Genomic DNA, 18380 nt, shown 5'->3' with positions numbered 1-18380 from the left:
GTTCAAATCGAGGGCTGTCTAACCTAAATAATCTAAGTCAATAGCGACAGTGTTAAGCTGGCTTTCTTGCTCCATTTTGTTGTACTCAAATTTATGTCCTCATTTTTCAAGCCATACTTCGTACTTTCATTTATTTCGTTAGCAATGATGCTTGCAAGCTGCGGTGACTCAAGTGCGGAAAAAAACGAATCTCCGACTTCTGCAGGCCCGACAGTAGAGTTTGATAACCGCTGTGATTTGGCCCCTTTTCCCAGTGCGGAGTGGTCGCGCTGTGAGTTGGAGAATAGCGCGAAAACATTGGAGGCCCCGCTTGAGCAACTGAGCCAGCCTGCGTTTTTGCAGCGTGCATCCGTGCAAAGCGGCACCAATCTGCAAAGCTATTTCGAACGCATCCTGAATGATCCCAGCTGGCTTTTGCTTGGGCTCAACGGTCTGGATGACCCAATCCAACAACTCGTTAGCCAGCCGACAAGCTTGTTGTCTTTGAATGGGAACACGCCGCTCACCTCAGTGACCTCGACTTACGCGGGACCTGCTGTGAGTGACCCTTTTCGCTTTCCAGATTCACCAGGTACAGATGGCAAACTGTTTTATCAAACTGAAGCCGTGGTTACGCCAGTCGTATTTTTCGATCGTGATTGTGCTCGGCTCACCGGTAATATCTGGCGCCCCCGAAATGCTCAAGGCAAACTGCCAGGAATTGTTATCAATAACGGATCTGTTCAAGCGCATGAACCTGCCTACTGGTGGGCTGCTCAAGCACTCGTCCGCGCTGGCTATCAAGTCATGACCTATGATCCGCGCGGACAAGGTCGCTCTGACTTTTTGACCCCAGCCGGCGGCACGGGCACCAATATAAACCCCAGCGTTTTTTGGTTAGGTCTGGTTGATGCCATCGACTTCTTTAGGTCTTCACCCACCCGAGTCGCACCTAACAATCAACGATGCGCTATTACCTATAGCACTGAGATCACGGCCTTCAATCCCGAGTATGCCGCGTTAGATTTGGATCGACTGGGCCTGGCAGGTCATTCGCTGGGCGCCATTGGGGTGTCAGTGGTTCAAGGCTATGGCGCTGCTGGTGCAGATCCTTGGCCGGGTCAATTGGATAACACTAACCCCGTTGATGTGATTGTGGCCTGGGATGGCTTGCTGCGCCCTGAGGGTGGTTTGATTGGCGGTGCTTTTCAAGGCGGTGGTGTGGGCTCCATGCTAAACACGATTGGCGTCACTGATCCGCTATTTCGTTTGGCAATTGAGCGAGGCCTGCCCAACTTCGGGATTCGTGTTCCCGCCATGAGCCAGGGTTCGGATTACGGCGTGATTGTCTCCCCATTCTTGACACCGCCAGACCCTGAACAGCGTCTCAAGCTGGGCTTTGACGCCTGGTCTGCTGCCGGTGTGCCTGTATATGACCTAACACTGCGCGGTTCGACTCACTTCGATTGGAGTTTGATCCTTGGTTTGCCGGCAACATCCTGGTGCGCGCAAGTCGTTAATGATCATTGCGAGGGTGGTTGGGGTATGCCGACTGCTCGTTACTACACAGTTGCTTGGTTTGATCGCTGGCTGAAAAAGCCAAGTGAGCTTGGCTTTTCAACGGCGGATGAAAAACTCACGGCGTTAGATGGCGAGTTTGGTCGTGACCGGATGAGTTTTCGCTATCGGTCAGCATTTTCTTTTAAGCGCCGATCGGGAGAAAAGGTAGCCTGCAACGACATCAGAGCAGCTTGCTTGGTCTCAACAAATTAAGGGGGTTAGGCTTTATTAATAAGCCTAATCCTTCTCACGCCATACCTGAAATTTCCCACCAGCCCGGCATCATCCGAATCGCTTCGGACCGGGCATAGCGGTCATCGAGCAGCATCAGAACACCGGTATCCGTCTCGGTACGAATGACGCGACCGGCCGCTTGGATGACTTTCTGCAGGCCCGGATAGAAATACGCGTAGTCATAGCCTCGACCAAAGCGCACTTGCATGCGGCGCATGATTTCTTCATTGACCGGTGTTTTTGCAGGCAGGCCCAGTGTGGTGATGAAGGCTCCCACCAAGCGATTTCCGGGTAGATCAATGCCTTCTCCGAAAGCACCGCCAAGCACGCAAAAGCCTATGTGCGCCGAAGTGTCGGTAAAGTTGCTCAAGAAGGAGGCGCGCTCCTGTTCGGACATGCCGCTACGCTGAGCAATGGTTGCTATGTTCGGGTAATTTCTCTGGAATGCGTCATGAACCTGCTGTAGATAGACGTAGCTGCTGAAGAACGCCAAGTAGTTGCCAGGTCGTGCGGTGTACTGCGTGGCGAGTCGCTGGCAGATCGGCGTTACGCTGCGCGGCCGATCATCGTAACGCGTGGATATCTTGGTATCGATCTTCACCTGTAATTGTTCAGCTTTGAAGGGGGCTGCGACTTCTAAAAACTGAGCTGATTCGGGCAGCCCGAGCATGTCTTTGAAATAGTCCACGGGGCTGAGCGTGGCGCTGAAGAGCGTGGTACTGATCGCCGCTCGAAACCGATTGGCGAGAAAGGGGGCCGGCAGAATATTGCGAATCGTCAGGGTGGTTTCCGTCGTTGGATCAGTAGGGTCATCGACGGTGACATCAAACAGCGAGTGATCGCCCAGCGTCTCCGCTAGACGAATAAAAAGCATGGCCTCGAAGTAGAAGCGCATCAATAAACCATCGTTACCAGCAGGCTTTTCACTGAGATGGTCGGTGATTTGGCTGACTAAGCGCTGGAGTGACTTGAGCAGGTCTTCTGGGATGACCTCATGGATGCGATAGGGCTCAATTTGATCACGGTAACTGCGGTGCCAGACCTCCCAACATCGGTCGAAGGTTTTGCGCAGGCTACGCGGTGCGACGTCTCGCGCCTCGACCAATGCGCGTGAGCCTAGCGAGGCGGTGTACATGCCCCGCGCGCGATCCACGAGGTTATGCGCTTCATCGACCAGTACCGTTACCCGCCATTCGTTGATGACGGTATAGGCATACATCAACGCGCTCATGTCGAAGTAGTAATTGCAGTCGCCCACAAACACATCTGACCATTTCGCCAGTTCCTGACTCAGGTAGTAAGGGCAAATGGTGTGGCGACTGGCAATGTCGCGAATGACTTCATGCGATAGCCAGCGTCGCGACACCGCTTCGGCGCGGGCGGCGGGTAATCGATCATAGAAGCCAGCGGCGAGCGGACAGGATTCGCCATGGCAGGCGCGGTCCGGGTAGACGCAGGCTTTGTCTCGCGCCACATGCTCGAGCACCCGCAGCTGAAGATCGTAGCAGGCCTTACGCAGCGTCTCGATGGCATCCAGTGCGAGCTGCCGGCCCGGCGTCTTGGCAGTGAGAAAGAACAGTCGGTCGTTATTGCGCTCACCCATGGCCTTGAGCTGCGGGAAGATCGTGCCCAGCGTTTTACCAATACCGGTTGTTGCTTGAGCCAGTAGGACCTGTTCGTCGCGCGCCGCTAGAAAGACTTTCTCAGCCAGTTCCCGTTGGCCCGTTCGGTAGGTCAAATGGGGAAAGGGCATGGCTTTCAGCGAGGTGTTCCGCCGTTCCCGATGGGCGGATTCCTGCTCGGCCCAGCTCAGGAACTTCTCGCTGTGTTGATTGAAGAAGCGTTGCAATTGCTTGGCCGTAAAGCACATTGGCTCTGCTGTTTCTTCCCCACTCAAAATATTGAAATAGACCACCGCGATATTGAGCGTGCTCAGTCCTCGAGACTGGCAAAGCATCCAGCCATAGATTTTGGCTTGGGCCCAATGCACGGCGCGCTGATTATCGGGGATTCGGGATAGGTCCGATCGATATGTCTTGATCTCTTCCAAGGTATTGCTGTCGGGATCGTAGCCATCGGCTCTTCCGGATACCGCCAAGCCAGGATAGTGCCCGCTGAGTCGGATCTCGCTTTCGTAATTGGAGCGACGACGCTGGCGAATGATCTGATGACCGGCAATGCCCTCGATCGCAGACGGTGCCGGCGTAAAGCGCAGGTCAAGGTCGCCCGCGCGAGCGGTGAACGCCACCAGCGAATTGACGCTAACTCGATAGTCGTTCATGTCGGCCAGCTGACATGAACGACTCGGCAGGGAATGTCGTGACGCAAAAAGTAGTCCATCCAGCGTGCCTGATTATCTTGCACGCGGTCATTGGGTGCTTTGACCTCGATCAGCTCGTAACGCTGTTCTAAGGTGTCAAATGCGATGAGGTCTGGGAAGCCTGAGCGATGATTTTTCAGGTCGGCGAGCATGCGCGTGAAAATGACACGAAGTGATGCTCGTGGAATACAGCTGACGGCATGCTTGATGAGCACCTCATCGAGCTGCTGCCAAAAAACAAACGGATTTTGCAGACCGAATTTGCTTTGCCAGCGTGTGATCAGTCGCTCGGCCAGATCATTGGAGGTAAGGCTTTCAAAACCGGCAGCCAACTCGCTTTCACGCCGCGCGGCGAAGTCTGGATGAAAGAGATCAGCAGGACCTGATTGGAAGGGATGAAAAAATGCACCGGGTGAAGGAGCAAAAATAGCATCCCAAAACACTAACCCGAAAAGACTGCTGAAGAGCGTGTTTTCAACATAGTGCACCTGCCGGTTATCGCGGGAAATCGCTTCAGCAACCGACACTTCAACACAGACCGTTGGCGCTTCGTTCAGGTGCAACGAGTCGGTCGCTGCTTGGGTCAATTCAGGCGTTATCGGTACGGGCTGTTTGAGTTTGCGTGCGAGCCTGGGCAACGCTCTGCGCGTAGCCTGAAGTTCATCTTCACCGGAGGGTGCCAGCAGAATGTCTTGCGCAAGCGCAAAGGCGGCTGGCCAATCCGATAGCTGTTCATGAACGCGTAGCAGGCGATGGCGTGAGCCTTTATAGCCGCAGGCTTGATAAATCGTTTTGGCTAGCTGCCAATCCTTGCCGCGCTCTGCAGCCTGACCTAACTGAAAGACAAATTTTGCGACGCGTGATGCCACAGCGGGCGAGACTGTTGACGTGTCGCTTGGAAGACGCGGAAATAACTCATGTACTGGCTCACCAGCCTCAAGACATATTCGCAACTCATGAAGCTGCAGACAGGTGTCCAGATCCTTGCGACTCGTAAAGCCTCTGGAGGTCTCTGGGATGACGATCGCCTCATAGCGCAAGTGACCCAAGTCCGTGATGACAAATTCCGACCAGTCTTGATAGAGGTTGCCAAAAAACAGTAGCCGAAAGGTATCCACGGTGGGGCGCACGAGGACTCTTACGGCACAAACCCCGTCCAGTTTTAGCCAGTCTTCAAGTGTTTTTGATTCGGGATGTTGATGGCTCAGCATCTCCTGCATCTCTGCTTTGCTTTGCTTGGCAGATAAGCCCGCTGCCGAGAAAGCCTTCAAAATGTCAGCTTTCTTACAAAGACAAAACAGGTCTTCGAGACCTATTTCCGTGTTTTGCTCAATAAACCCCGCCGTGTGCAGTGCTTGTAGAGCAGGCCGGAGTGCTGAAATTTCGACATAGTTCAATGCATTTTCAATAAACACATCACGGGACCGCATAATCAGCCTCACGAGTAGGGCTTGCGCATCACGGGGTAGTGCTTGGAATTGTTGGATGAATGCCCGCTCAGGCGACTCCAATAGGTCATCGTAACGAGCAGCAATAAATGCCAGTACGAACTGGAAATTGGCTAAGTAATAGAGCGGCGAGTCATTTGGATGCATCGCGTAAGCATACTGTCCTTATTGCCAGCATGCACCAAGACAGATGGTGTGATGTGCGCAGTGATCTGAGGAGTTCATAGCGTGGGCCGAATCAAGTCCCTAAAACGCGCGCTGGCGCCGCTGCCGCCTCAGAAGTTACAGCCCATGTGTCCCGTATGCGACCGTCCGATCCCGCCCGATGAGGTGGATGCTCATCATTTCATTCCGCGCTCGCTAGGCGGAAAAGAGACGATCGATTTGCATCGCATTTGTCATCGGCAAATACATGCACTCTTCACTGAAGTCGAGCTTGCCCGTGAATATGCAACACCCGAGCAATTGAGGTTGCACCCAGATATGCAACGATTCATTCTTTGGGTCAGCAAGCGTCCACCTGGCTTTCATGAGCGCGTCCGAAGCAGTGCCAAGAAGCGACAAGCGCGATAACCATCATGCCTTTCCAGCCAAGGAGAATTGTCCTGTTAATTCATGCGGATTTCGCGATTCCTGCAATCGTTACCCCAGACCAATATGACTGGGTGAGCTCCCCTCAAATCGGGGTTGAGCGCGTGATGTTGGATCGGGTAGGTGGTGAGGTGGCGCGTGCAACGAGTATCGTCCGCTATGCAGCGGAGTCTTATTTTCCCCGTCATGTGCATACGGGCGGAGAAGAGATCTTTGTGCTTACCGGTACCTTTTCTGATGAAACGGGGCATTACCCAGAGGGCTGGTACCTGCGAAATCCGCCGGATTCTCGCCATCAGCCATTTAGCGCAGAAGGCACAATGATTTTCGTGAAGCTGGGGCAAATGCTTTCGAAGGAGCGTGCCCATGTGCGGGTTGATACACGATGTTCCTCGTCTTGGCAGACGATAGGTAATCGTGAGTCATGTTCGCTATTCGAAAGCACAACTGAGCGAGTCAGTCTTCAGCGCCTGCCGTCAGCAGAGCGAGTTTTGTATGAAAGTGAGGGAGGCTTAGAAATCTTAGTGCTTGCAGGGGCCGCAAAAATGCAGGAGCAGCTTTATCCGCGAGGCGCTTGGTTACGTTTGCCAGTTGGTTCAGACGAAGCATTATATGCCGGGCCGGATGGTTTAACGTGTTACATCAAGTCGGGCCATCTCGCTCATGTTGGCGCAAGTTCTGAGTGCTAATGAGGTGTTAAAGTTGCCGAAGTGCAAGCGCAAATTGTTATGAACTCAGATGAAAATACAAAAAACCGATGTGAGGTAAGCCGTGTCAAATTGGTATGAGAAACACCTGTTGCCTCACCTCATCGACTTTGCTTGCGGCATGAAAGCGATCACCCGGCAGCGCGCCAAAGTGGTACCGAAGGCCCATGGCCGAGTGCTAGAAATTGGTATAGGCACCGGTTTGAATCTGACGCATTACGATGCCAGTAAAGTCGATACGTTATGCGGTCTGGATCCCTCATTGGCACTGCATGCCATCGCCAAAAGCCGATTGGCTTCGACAACCTTGAGTCTTGAGCTCGTGCCTTTATCTGCCGAGCGCATCCCTGCCGATGATGCCAGCTTCGACTGCATCGTTTGTACATTCACGCTGTGCACGATTCCAGACCCACTCGCAGCGCTGCATGAAATGCGTCGGGTGTTAAAGCCCGGTGGTGAGTTGCTGTTCAGCGAGCATGGTCTTGCACCTGAGCCATCCGTGCAGAAGTGGCAGCATCGCCTGACGCCGATATGGCGCCCGATGGCGGGGGGATGTCATTTGAATCGCGATATTCCGGCGCTGCTGGCGCAAGCCGGATTTCGTGTGGTCGAACTGCAGCAGCAATATGTGAAAGGCCCGAGACCGATGACTTGGATCAGCACCGGTGTGGCGGTGTCACATGCATAAATTGTCATGACCACGCCGGTCATTACGAACATTGCCTGTAATGTGTCAGCTTCGTGCACCTCGGGGAGAATCATCGATAGTGCAGCGGCACCAACTTAATGGAGTCAAACCATAGCCAAACCGCTCCATCAGTAGGCTAAATTGATCTGCAGGATGGCGGTGGTGCCACTAATTTCGTTGGCAACCACCAGCAGGGGTTTGCCATTGGGCGACTTGTCGGCGGCCACGAAGGTCAGACCTTCCGGTCCGAGATCACCCGTGTTGCCCGTGCGCGTATTCAAGTAGGTCACGTAGGTTGCCGCTGCCGGATCGGTCACGTCATAGACCATCACGCCACCGACGCGCTCCAGCCCGATGAAGGCATAGGTCTTGTCGCCGAAGCTGCCAATGGTGACGCTTTCGGGCTCAGGACCTTTGGCCGGGCTGCGGTCATCCAGCGTGTTGTTGTCGTGACTGGTGTTAAATGCTGCGTTCGGCAATGCCTTGGTGAGCTGCTCGAACTGGTCACCCGAGTCATACACGCGCGTCATGCTGGTGGCATTCCAGATCGAGAACGAACGTGAGCCAAACGAATACAGCTCGCTGCACTGGCCCATCGCATTTTTGCCGGTATTGTTGCCGTTGGGGAACGCCGTGACGCGCAGGCGGCCGAGGTTGGAGTCAAAAATCTGGTTGACGGCATCGGTAAACACCATGGGGTCCAGACCGTTCGTGCACCACTCGCGTACACGCGGGTCTTCACGGCCACCGGCGTTGATGCCGACATACTCGCGTGCATCGCCCTCATTGGCGGTGATCAGGTAACGCGTGCCGTTCACACTGTAACTCGCAATGGCATCCGGCATGTATAGGCCCTTAATCGGCACCGGCGCTATCTTCACCGATGGCATGCCCGAGTTGGTGTTCAGGCTGCCGTCCTCGTTGCTCACGTCCATGCCCGCACCAGCGACGTTGTGATTTTTTGTGCCCAGCGAGCGAATCTGGGTGATAGTGCCGTTGACGAGATTCACCTCGGCCACGGCATTATTTTCCTGCAGCGTGACAAACGCGGTGCGGCTGTCCGGCGACACGGTCACGTACTCCGGCTCTAAATCTTGGGCCACGCTGGCGCCCGGACCAAACAGGCGCACGCCGGCTGCTTGCAGTGCATCTTTCTGCGTGTTGTAGGTATCGAAGGTGATCTGGGTGACAGCTGGGCTGAGGCTGGATGCCGTGGGTGATACGCCAGAGACGCGTATCACGCTGATGGAGCCGACCGGGTCAACGGACGTGGGCTGGCCGTAGCTGTTCGGCTCACCCTCGTTGGCCACCACCACGTTTTTGCCATCCGGCGTGAAGGTGAGCATGTCGGGCAATGCACCGACGGTCACGGTAGCGAGGCGCGTCAGGTCGGAAGCCCGGTAGAAAATCACGCTACCGTTGTTTTGCTTTACGGCTGCTTCCACCGCAATCGCCACTACCCCGTTATGCACGGCGATACTGTTGGCACCGCCCAGACCCGAGCCCAGATCCATCGACGTCAGCGTGGCCAGCAGCATTGGCGCTGTCGGATTGGTGAGGTCCAGCACATCAACAGTCCCCTGAGCGCCATTGACCACGAACAGGCGTTTGCTGAGAGGATCGAAAGCGGAGATTTCAGCGGCACCGGGCTTGGTCGGGTCAGCGGCCTTGTGGGCAAAGTTGCCGATTTTTTCCAAGCTCAGGGAAACCGGCGTGAGTTCCTTGGGCGATGACGAGCTGGACTGGTTGCAGGCAACTAGGGCTCCGGCCGCGAGTACGGAGGCGAGGGCGGTAACCGTGAATGAAGGGCAAGCATGAGCAAGCAGACGCATCGGGAATATCCTATTGAAGTTATCCTGATGAATCTGGCAGCGCTTTGTAAAAGCCTGAAGTCAGTTTGGTGACAGATTAACGACATCGTTTGCTAGGACTGCAATCAGTGGTAATCCCCCCAAAACAGAAGTTGGGTATGTTGGCCTAGGTTCTACAGGTCCTTGATAAAAATGGGGGGATTACCGGCTCACCGAGCCTAAAAAGCATAAAGCCCCGCATTGGCAGGGCTTTTTCTGTCTAATAAAAACAGTGACACTTAACAAAAACAACGGCTTAGATCGATCATTCGACCATGTTCGTTAGACAGTATAGAGAGTCTAAACCCTTGATTTGTATCAGGTTTTGTATGGTGGGCGATACTGGGATCGAACCAGTGACCCCTACCGTGTGAAGGTAGTGCTCTCCCGCTGAGCTAATCGCCCGACTAGCGGTGTGCATCATATAAATCAGGCAGAAAAAGACAAGCCTTGTGGCAGTTTTTTTCAACTATGGCTGTGCCAAACTGCCCCCTATGATCGCCTCTCTGTCTCGATATCACCTCGCGCACGTCGCACGCGGCCCCTTTATGGTGCCCCTGGGCGGCTGTGGTCAATTTGGTGCAAACATGACCCTTTTGGGCAGCGGGGGCCGCTGGATTGCGATCGACTGTGGTTTGTCGATGGGCACCACCCACGGCACCATGTCACGTTCGGTGCCCAGCTTGCAGGCATTGGAGCAGTTGGACATTCGCTTGGAAGCCTTACTGATCACGCATGGACATGAAGACCACATTGGCGCTATTCCCTATCTGTGGACCACGCTCAATTGCCCGATTTACGCCACGCCCTATACCCTGCGATTGATTCAAAACAAGTTTTCAGATCATCCGGTCTGGCCCGATTTACGTCAAATTCATCCGCTCACATCCACTGAAATTGGACCTGCTCGGGTCGAATGGATTCCGGTGACACACTCCATCCCTGATTCGCACGGTCTGCTTATCGAGCTCGGCGGCCGGCGTATTTACCACACCGGTGATTGGAAGCTAGATTCCTTCCCCGTGGTGGGTGCGCTAACGGCAGAAACACGGTTGAAGCAAATCGGGCGTGAGGGTCTGGATGTGGTTATTGGGGACTCCACCAACGCCACGGTGCGCGGTGCCAGTCGCTCGGAACAGGCCGTTGCTGAAGCGTTGCGGCCCGTGGTTGCGCAAGCCTCAGGGCGCTTGGTGGCCGCCTGCTTTGCCAGCAACGTGGCCCGTTTGGTGAGTTTGGTGACCGCCGGTCAACGGGCGGGCCGCCGGGCGGCTTTATTGGGACGCAGTTTAGACCGTCATGTGGCTACCAGTCGTTTTTGTGATTATTGGGATCGCAACCTACCACTGCTGCGCGATTGGGAACTGGGCTATCTCCCGCGAGAAGAACAGCTGTGGCTAGTGACGGGCAGCCAAGGTGAGCCGGGCGCTGCGCTGTATCGCTTGGCGCAAGACCGTCATCCCGTGGTGTCGTTTGAGGCAGGAGACACCTTGCTGCTGTCAGCACGCACCATTCCGGGCAATGAAGCCTCTGTTCGTGCGGTGATCGCCATGTGTCAGGCGCGGGGGGTGCAGGTGCTGAGTGCCGAGGATTATCCTGAGTTGCATGCGTCCGGACATCCCACGCAACATGATTTAGAAACCCTGTATTGCTGGCTAAAACCGACAATCGTCATTCCCGTACATGGTGAGCAGCGTCATCAACAGGCCCACGCGTCCCTAGCAGAGCAAATGGGTGCCAGCACTGCTCTCCCCATTAATGGTGACGTGTTAGACCTCAGCGCTCGGGCGGAGATCCGTTTACGCGTGCCTGCCGGTCTGCATGAGCTTGCGCCAAACGCCACAGTGGCGGGCCAAATACCCGTGAAATCGAGTGACGATGGCGGGCGAAGAAGGCGTAACTAAAGCGCCAAAAGCCAGCCAGAGCCGGACGTGACATCAACCATGCCACGGTTGGCAGGCCCGCCCGTCGATAGGCTTCAATAAAGACGGGGACACCCATAATGACTCGGCCATCGTCAAATTGAGCGTGCATATTCGCCAGGGCTTCAGCGCAACTGGGTTCTCCATCCAAGGCACAATATTGACCATTCGAGACATCAACGAAGCGCAATAAGCCCGCTTGATTGCGCGTCTCCAAAAAGACAATTTCTGCACGACAGAGCGGACACAGTCCGTCGTAAAACAAGGTCAGTGCTTGCATGGGATAGACTCAAGTGCCCCATCGGCCATGCACCAGACCGCGGCGGGTTGTGGAAGGATCTGCTCTACAACCTGATGGATGGGAATGAAAGCGAGCACCACATCGACGTCAGGGGCGCAGAAACGCCTCGATCGAGTTGATCCAAAATGCCTTCGGTCCTCGTCCGAGCCCAAACTCAGCCCTCTTACGGGCCCTTCACGCGTTAATGACAAAACCAACATGCCCATTCCTACCGAGTCTTAATGGCCCGAGTATACGTGGGTGGTGTCCCGTGTGAAGGGAGTGATCTCCCCCTCCCTGAGTTAATCGCTCAAAGTGACTTTTGGGTACGCATGTTCACGAGGCAAACAAGTTTGTAAGAGATTGAAATTAGATCGGATTGGATCGGCCGGTGGCATGGTTGATCACGGACGCTTAGCGCGCGTCCGGGTGTTCGAGCAGGATGGCGGCACCCAAGCCGCCGCCGGCGCAGGTCGAGATCACCGCATAGCGCTGGCCGCTGGCCTGCAGGCGCTGGCAGGCGGTCATGAACAGGCGCCCGCCAGTGGCGGCAAACGGATTGCCCAGCGACAGCGAGCCGCCCCAGGGGTTGAGCGCGTCCATCGGAATCTCGCCGACCGGGCACTCGCGACCCAGGCGTTCGTGCACGAAAGCGGCATCGGCCATGCAGGCGCGATTGATGAGCACTTGCGCGGCAAACGCCTCGTGAATTTCCCAGACATCAATGTCTTCAAAGCGCAGGCCGTTGCGTGCCAGCAGGCGCGGGATGGACATGGCAGGCCCCAGCAGCATCTCTTCTTCCAGGCTGTCGACGCCGGTGAGGAGGTAGTCGCGTACCACGGCCAGTGGTTTCAAGCCTTCCGCGCGGGCGTGGCCGAGGCTGCCCAGCAGCAGGGCGGCAGCACCGTCGGTGAAGCGCGAGGCATTGCCGGCGGTGATGATGCCGTGCTGGCGGTCAAACACCGGTGGCAGCAGGGCGAGACGGGCCTCGGTGGCATCGGCACGTGGCGTGTTGTCGGTGTTGGCGATCTCGCCGCTGGCGATGCTAACTGGCGTGATCTGTGCGGCGTAGTGACCGGCGGCGGTGGCGGCGATGGCTCCGGCGTGGCTGCGCGCTGCATAGGCATCGCAGACGGCGCGGGTGAGGCCAAACTTCTGCACCATGGCTTCGCAGGCGACACCCATGGTCATGCCGGTGGTGTAGTCGCTGCCGGTTGGAATATCGAGTCTGAGGTCGCTAGGTCGCAGGCCCCCTAATACTTTCAGACGAGCTCCAGTGTTTTTGCGCTGACGCAGCTTCATCAGACTGCGGCGAATATTCTGCGATAGTCGAACAGGCACATCCGAGAAATTCTCGGTGCCGGCAGCGATGCCCAGATCAAGCCGGCCCAGCGCAATCTGGTCGCATAGATTCATCACGCCAACATTTGGTGAAATGCCAGCCATGGCCACGGTATAGGCCGGGATGCGGCTGGGCATGCCGGCGGCAAGCATGGCTTCGCGAGCGACATTGGTGGTCTCCACCTCATGCAGCACAGTGCCCATGATGACCAGTTCGATGGTCGCGGGATCGACGCCGGCGCGATCAAGCAGGCCGCGCAGGGCCTTTGCGCCGAGTTCGTAGCTCATTAGTTCGGCATAAAGGCCTGCGCTATCGAGGAAGGGCGTGCGCGCACCGGCGAGGATGACCGGAAGGCGATGTTCTGGAATAGCAGTGAGCGTTGTTTTCATGGCGTTCACCATGCCGCCGGCAGAAAGCTGCCGACCTGATACAAATTGCCGGTGACATCGGTCAGGCGCAGAGCATGACGACCCTCGGCATCCGCCGTGGCAGCGACTTGGATCAGCAGTGGCGGACTCGGCAACGGCAGTGGTTTGATAAAGCGAACCTCGATGTCGGCAATGGTTTGGCCGCTGTTTTGAATAGCCTCGAAGACCTGAGCGAAAGCCCCATAGCCATGCATGATGCAGCCGCCAAAACGCGAGCGACGTGCCATCACGGGCAGCGTATGGATGGGGTTGAAGTCGCCGGTGAGCAAAAAGAACTTAACGCCTTCGTCAGCGCCGGCCTGCCAATGTCCGACGGTTTCAAAGTCAGGCTCGGCGCGTTCTGCATCCATGCCAGCGGGGCGCTTGCGCAGTACTACGGCCGCATAGGCGTCAATTTCCAGGGCGTTTGGTTGGCTGACAGTACCGATTTCGACATGGCTGTGTACGCGCGCCCGAAAGCCATCATCACTGGCATCGACAAGACGGCCGCGCAGTGTCAGCGCCTCACCTTGCGGCAAGGCCTGGTTGATGCGCAGGCGCACGCCCTGGTTAAGCACGCTGAGCATGGGGTAGGGCGATTGCGCCGTGAGTCGCGCAATCAGGCCAAGACCGAGCTGGCTGCTGGCGAGGTGTGGCGGAATGCTGGTCGGATAGCGCGTGGCATCGGCACGTGACCATTGGCTGTAAGCCTGCAGCAAGGCCGGTGTAGGCGCGGGTCGCTGCTGAGTCAGCCATTCGCCGCGCTGGCGATTGCCCAGTGGCAGATACGACATCACGGCGCCCTTAAGCATGGCGGTGATGTTTGGCAGTTGCTGGCGCAGCAATGTCGTGGGAATGCGCGTGGTGGTACTCGTGGTCATGACCGGGATCCAGACAGATGAGTGGCGTGATGGCATCTTGCCGCCTCTGCGTCGTAACCGGAAAGCGTGAATGACGACATCTGGCATGTAGAAAGTGACAGAACCCTGCGCTATGGTGCGATGCTGTTTTGCCCTGCGGAGTCGTTGCTTTTGGAGCCATGCCTGTGAAGTACCCCGCTACCTATGTTCGCCTGCTGGCGCGCGCCCTGCGCCTGGATCTTGCCGGGCAGGAGCGCTTGCTCGCCGGCACGGCGCTGACACCCGCGGACTTGGGTGTGCTTGATTACATGATTAGCCAGTCTGAGCAGGTGCGCATTCTACGGAATGCCATTGCGCTGGCTGGCCGCGCCGACTTTGCGCTGGACATGGCATCGCGTATGCCGGTTGCGGCGCATGGCCCGCTCGGTGCCTTGCTGTCGGCCTCGGAAACCTTGCTGGATGCGTGGGCCGCACTGGAGCGCTATCACGCCCTGCGCATTCCCGGCGTTCAGATCAGCCGCGCTTTTAGCGGCGAAGATATGGCCATCCGTCTGGAGCTGCAGCTGCCCATGGACGAGGTCGGGCTGTTCTGTTTGGAAGCCATGGCGGTGACGGTGCAGCGTGGCATCGAGCTGGTGATCGGCCGTCGTTTGCGTGAGGCCGTGATCCGTTTCGGCTACCCGGCGCCGGCGCATGCCGAGGCATATGCCGGCTATTTCAATAGCCCCTACAGCTTCGCAGCCGAAGACACCGTGATTATGGTACCGATGCAGCTACTGGCGCAGCCCAACCCCTTCCACGACCGCGCTATCTATGAACAAGCTTTGCGTCAGTGTGAGCAGCTTGAACAGAGCCAACGCGAGCAGAGTAGCTGGAGCCTGCGAATTACTCGGCTTTTGCAGCAGCATCCGGGGCAGCTCTGGAGTCTGGCCAGCATGGCCGATCATCACGGCCTGTCGGCGCGTACGCTGATGCGCCATCTGAAGGCTGAGGGCAGCCACTATCAGGCGTTGCTGGATGCCGAGCTGTCTCGCCAGGCAGCCGCGCACTTGATGTCGCCACGACATACCGTGGAGTCGGTCGCGCTGGCGCTGGGGTATCAGGATGTCACGGCATTCCGGCGCGCTTTTCACCGCTGGTTCGGCATGTCGCCTTCAGTCTGGCTTCAACAGCGCGGGCGTTGAGCCGGCTCGGTCTCGCCCTGTCCCGCCGAGGCTCAGCCCGGCGGCGTGGGGTTGATCACGCTTTCGCCATAGGGCGTGGTCGGGAACTTGCCGTCGAGCATGAGCTGGAGCTGATCGAAGCCGGCGCGGATAACGGGATGACCATAGTCTCCCTCGAAGCCGTGGCCGGTGAGGTTGAGGCCGAGCTCGTCGTTCACATCCGGCGCATCACCGCCGGTCAGCAGAGCCAGCCCACCAGTGAGCGTGGTGCCACTGGTTTGGTCTGGGCCATCAAAAATGACATTGAAGAACTGTGTGGGAATACCGGCCGCGAGCAAGGCCGTGGCCATTTCACGGCCCTGGTTATAGGGCACCAGGCCATCGTTAAAACCGTGAATCACGGCAACGGCTTTCAGCCCGCCTGACTTCATGGTGAGGGCATTCAGGGCGGGTGAGCGGCGGACATATTCTTCTGTTTTATCTGCCGGTGTGCCTCCTGCATCACGCTCCATACCTTCGGCCGCAGCGGGCAGGGCGGCCTTACCCTCAATCCAGCTTTCGGTCAGGTTGCTCAAGCCTTCAACATCTACCCAATAGTCATACAGACTTTTACCCTCGGGTGATTGTTTGGCGGATTCGGTGATGGCATTGCCGCAGACATTGCCGCCGAGACTAACGCCCAGGGCGTAGACAGTTTTGACCGATGGAAAACGTTTCAGGGCATTGCGCGTGGCAATGATGGTGTCCTCGGCGCCACGTAGCGAGGGGAAGCCAAAGTTGTCGCGATAGTTAGTGGAAACCACTGCGATGTCCGGGCTGGCTGTGCGACGCATGTGCTCGAGCCAGGCGCCTTCAACCGTTTGGCCATAACCATGACAGAACACAACCAGTTTGGTTGGATTTGAGTCTGGCACAAAGGCCATGGTGGCCATGACCGTTTCGCCATCCGTGCTGCGTGCAGTGGGCTGCAATTGAACGCCGCTGGGATTGTTGTCGCTGCCACCGGGGCAAGCGCTTAAACAACCGGCGAGGGCAGTGACGGCAAAGGTACGAAGCAACATGGCAGATTCCAGTTTGTTATTTTTATGTAACTGGAATCTACCACAGGTCTAACGGTGTGACTAAAGCGCTTAGCGTTGAATCCGCTCTCCGAGGAAGGTCAGCAAGTCACTGATAGCGACATCCGTGGACTCTGCATCGCGGCGGCCCTTGTACTCCAGCGTGCCGGCATCCAGGCCTTTTTCGCCAACCACCAGGCGATGCGGAATGCCAATCAGCTCGGCGTCAGAGAACTTCACGCCCGGGCGCTCGTTGCGGTCGTCGAAGAAGACCTCAAAACCGGCGGCGGTGAGCTGATCGTAGAGCTTGCTGCTCTCTTCCTGAATGCGGATGGATTTGGCGTAGTTCATCGCCACCAGCGCGATCTGGAACGGCGCGATGGCATCCGGCCAGATGATGCCGCGCTCGTCGTGATTCTGCTCGATGGCCGAGGCCACCACGCGAGTCACGCCAATGCCGTAGCAGCCCATGGTCACCACCAGCGGCTTGCCGTCTTCGCCCAGCACTTTGCAATTCAATGCCTGCGAGTATTTCTGGCCGAGCTGGAAGATATGGCCCACTTCGATGCCGCGTTTAATGACCAGCGTGCCCTGACCGCAGGGAGACGCATCGCCTTCCACGACATTACGGATGTCCGCAACCAGAGCGGGCTCTGGCAGGTCGCGACCAAAGTTGACGCCGCTGAGGTGGGAGCCGGCTTGGTTCGCACCGCAGACGAAATCGCTCATGACGGCGACGGTGCGGTCGGCAATCACAGTGACATCGGCAGACACATTAACCGGACCAATAAAGCCGGGCACGCAGCCCAGGGCGGCCACGATTTCAGCTTCGCTGGCGAGGCGGAAGTCCTTGAGGCCGGCGAGCTTGCCTGCCTTGATCTCGTTCAGGTCGTGATCGCCGCGCACGAGCAGCAGGAAGAAACGCTGGCCCGGCTCGGCCTTGGGGTTGGCTTTCAGCGTGGCGGCATCCACAGGAATGGGGGCGACCACGGCGATGGCCTTGACGGTCTGCGTGACCGGCACACCCAGCAGGGCGGCGACATCGGCACAGGCTGTCTGCGTTGGCGTGGCGACTTGCGTCATGGCTTGGGTGGCAGCGGCGCGTGGCGTGCTCGGGGCCAGCGCTTCGGCCATCTCGATGTTGGCGGCAAAGTCGGAAGCGTCGGAGAAAGCGATGTCGTCTTCGCCGCTGGAGGCCAGCACATGGAATTCATGCGAGCCATCGCCACCGATGGAGCCGGTGTCGGCCTGCACCGGGCGGAAATCCAGGCCGAGGCGGGTGAAGATGCGGCAGTAGGCGTCATACATGACATCGTAGGTCTGCTGGAGCGAGGCCTGATCGGTGTGGAAGGAATAAGCGTCCTTCATGATGAATTCGCGCGAGCGCATGACACCGAAGCGCGGGCGGATCTCGTCGCGGAACTTGGTTTGCACCTGGTAGAAATTTACTGGCAGCTGCTTGTAGCTTTGCAATTCCTGACGCGCCAGATCGGTGATGACTTCTTCGTGTGTCGGGCCGAGCACAAAGGCACGGTCGTGACGGTCCTTGAAGCGCAGTAATTCAGGGCCGTATTGAACATAGCGGCCGGATTCTTCCCAGAGCTCGGCCGGTTGCGTCACTGGCATCAACACTTCCAGTGCACCGGCTCGGTCCATCTCTTCGCGGATGATGCGCTCGACCTTCTTCAGCACGCGATTGCCCAGCGGCAGCCAGTTGTAGAGGCCGGTGGCGACCTTTCGAATCATGCCGGCGCGCAGCATGAGCTGATGCGAAATGACTTCGGCATCGGCAGGGGTTTCACGAAGAGTGGCAAGCAAAAAGCGACTGGCGCGCATGGTGGATTCCAAATGAGCTGGTATTGGCAAGGCACGCATTGTAAGGAGCGATGGTCATGCTGGCTATAAGTGACTGAGCGTAGTCGCTACACTGTTGCGGCGAAATGGATTTAACCATGACTGAATTAGGCTTAAGCG

Annotated in this window: 13 protein-coding genes, 1 tRNA gene and 1 pseudogene; 6 read left to right on the top strand and 9 right to left on the bottom strand. The window is 57.1% G+C overall.

Annotation, left to right across the window (positions count from 1 at the left end; all coding sequences use genetic code 11):
* The first annotated feature begins 237 nt into the window (after positions 1-237).
* On the top strand, positions 238-1752 hold the full coding sequence (locus AC14IB_RS04325; RefSeq protein WP_484230722.1) for an alpha/beta hydrolase family protein: 1515 nt from the start codon (positions 238-240) through the stop codon (positions 1750-1752).
* A gap of 34 nt (positions 1753-1786) precedes the next feature.
* Here the strand turns inward: AC14IB_RS04325 and AC14IB_RS04320 are convergent, their stop codons facing one another.
* Positions 1787-4054: an ATP-dependent DNA helicase gene (locus tag AC14IB_RS04320; RefSeq protein WP_484230721.1), complete on the bottom strand. Its 2268-nt coding sequence runs from the start codon at positions 4052-4054 to the stop codon at positions 1787-1789.
* Complete coding sequence (locus AC14IB_RS04315) at positions 4051-5688, bottom strand: VRR-NUC domain-containing protein (protein ID WP_484230720.1); 1638 nt, start codon at positions 5686-5688, stop codon at positions 4051-4053. Before AC14IB_RS04315 ends, AC14IB_RS04320 begins: the two co-directional genes overlap by 4 nt.
* Before the next feature lie 144 nt (positions 5689-5832).
* Between AC14IB_RS04315 and AC14IB_RS04310 the strand changes: the two genes are divergently transcribed.
* From AC14IB_RS04310 to AC14IB_RS04300, 3 genes are all read left to right on the top strand, one after another.
* On the top strand, positions 5833-6114 hold the full coding sequence (locus AC14IB_RS04310) for an HNH endonuclease signature motif containing protein (protein ID WP_484230796.1): 282 nt from the start codon (positions 5833-5835) through the stop codon (positions 6112-6114).
* A gap of 5 nt (positions 6115-6119) precedes the next feature.
* The gene (locus AC14IB_RS04305; RefSeq protein ID WP_484230719.1) at positions 6120-6821 is read left to right on the top strand and encodes a cupin domain-containing protein; all 702 of its coding nucleotides are present in this window, start codon (positions 6120-6122) and stop codon (positions 6819-6821) included.
* Between the two features lie 82 nt (positions 6822-6903).
* Positions 6904-7527 carry a class I SAM-dependent methyltransferase gene (locus tag AC14IB_RS04300; protein WP_484230718.1) on the top strand — a complete coding sequence of 208 codons (624 nt, stop codon included), beginning with the start codon at positions 6904-6906 and terminating at the stop codon, positions 7525-7527.
* A gap of 128 nt (positions 7528-7655) precedes the next feature.
* Here the strand turns inward: AC14IB_RS04300 and AC14IB_RS04295 are convergent, their stop codons facing one another.
* Both AC14IB_RS04295 and AC14IB_RS04290 read right to left on the bottom strand, forming a co-directional pair.
* Positions 7656-9359, bottom strand: a complete 1704-nt coding sequence (locus AC14IB_RS04295) for a choice-of-anchor I family protein (protein ID WP_484230717.1) — start codon at positions 9357-9359, stop codon at positions 7656-7658.
* Between the two features lie 348 nt (positions 9360-9707).
* A tRNA-Val gene (locus AC14IB_RS04290) sits at positions 9708-9782 on the bottom strand.
* Between the two features lie 89 nt (positions 9783-9871).
* Between AC14IB_RS04290 and AC14IB_RS04285 the strand changes: the two are divergent.
* Positions 9872-11110: pseudogene (locus AC14IB_RS04285) on the top strand (ribonuclease J); the annotation flags it as partial.
* A 40-nt stretch (positions 11111-11150) separates the two neighbouring features.
* Here the strand turns inward: AC14IB_RS04285 and AC14IB_RS04280 are convergent.
* From AC14IB_RS04280 to AC14IB_RS04270, 3 genes are all read right to left on the bottom strand, one after another.
* Positions 11151-11576 carry a thiol-disulfide oxidoreductase DCC family protein gene (locus AC14IB_RS04280; RefSeq protein ID WP_484230716.1) on the bottom strand — a complete coding sequence of 142 codons (426 nt, stop codon included), beginning with the start codon at positions 11574-11576 and terminating at the stop codon, positions 11151-11153.
* 414 nt (positions 11577-11990) lie between these two features.
* Positions 11991-13307: a thiolase family protein gene (locus AC14IB_RS04275; RefSeq protein WP_484230715.1), complete on the bottom strand. Its 1317-nt coding sequence runs from the start codon at positions 13305-13307 to the stop codon at positions 11991-11993.
* 5 nt (positions 13308-13312) lie between these two features.
* Positions 13313-14206 (bottom strand): MaoC/PaaZ C-terminal domain-containing protein, encoded by an 894-nt coding sequence (locus tag AC14IB_RS04270; RefSeq protein ID WP_484230714.1) that lies wholly within the window; start codon positions 14204-14206, stop codon positions 13313-13315.
* 164 nt (positions 14207-14370) lie between these two features.
* Here AC14IB_RS04270 and AC14IB_RS04265 point away from each other — a divergent pair, with 164 nt between their 5' ends.
* Complete coding sequence (locus tag AC14IB_RS04265) at positions 14371-15369, top strand: AraC family transcriptional regulator (RefSeq protein ID WP_484230713.1); 999 nt, start codon at positions 14371-14373, stop codon at positions 15367-15369.
* 32 nt (positions 15370-15401) lie between these two features.
* On the opposite strand, the gene AC14IB_RS04260 is transcribed toward AC14IB_RS04265, so the two are convergent.
* Together AC14IB_RS04260 and AC14IB_RS04255 are read right to left on the bottom strand one after the other, a co-directional pair.
* Positions 15402-16409 (bottom strand): alpha/beta hydrolase family protein, encoded by a 1008-nt coding sequence (locus AC14IB_RS04260; protein WP_484230712.1) that lies wholly within the window; start codon positions 16407-16409, stop codon positions 15402-15404.
* Positions 16410-16478: 69 nt separating this feature from the next.
* On the bottom strand, positions 16479-18242 hold the full coding sequence (locus tag AC14IB_RS04255; protein ID WP_484230711.1) for a proline--tRNA ligase: 1764 nt from the start codon (positions 18240-18242) through the stop codon (positions 16479-16481).
* Positions 18243-18380 lie beyond the last annotated feature (138 nt).

The organism is Perlucidibaca sp. (assembly GCF_057084925.1).
This window is presented reverse-complemented; position numbering and strand designations above follow the sequence as displayed.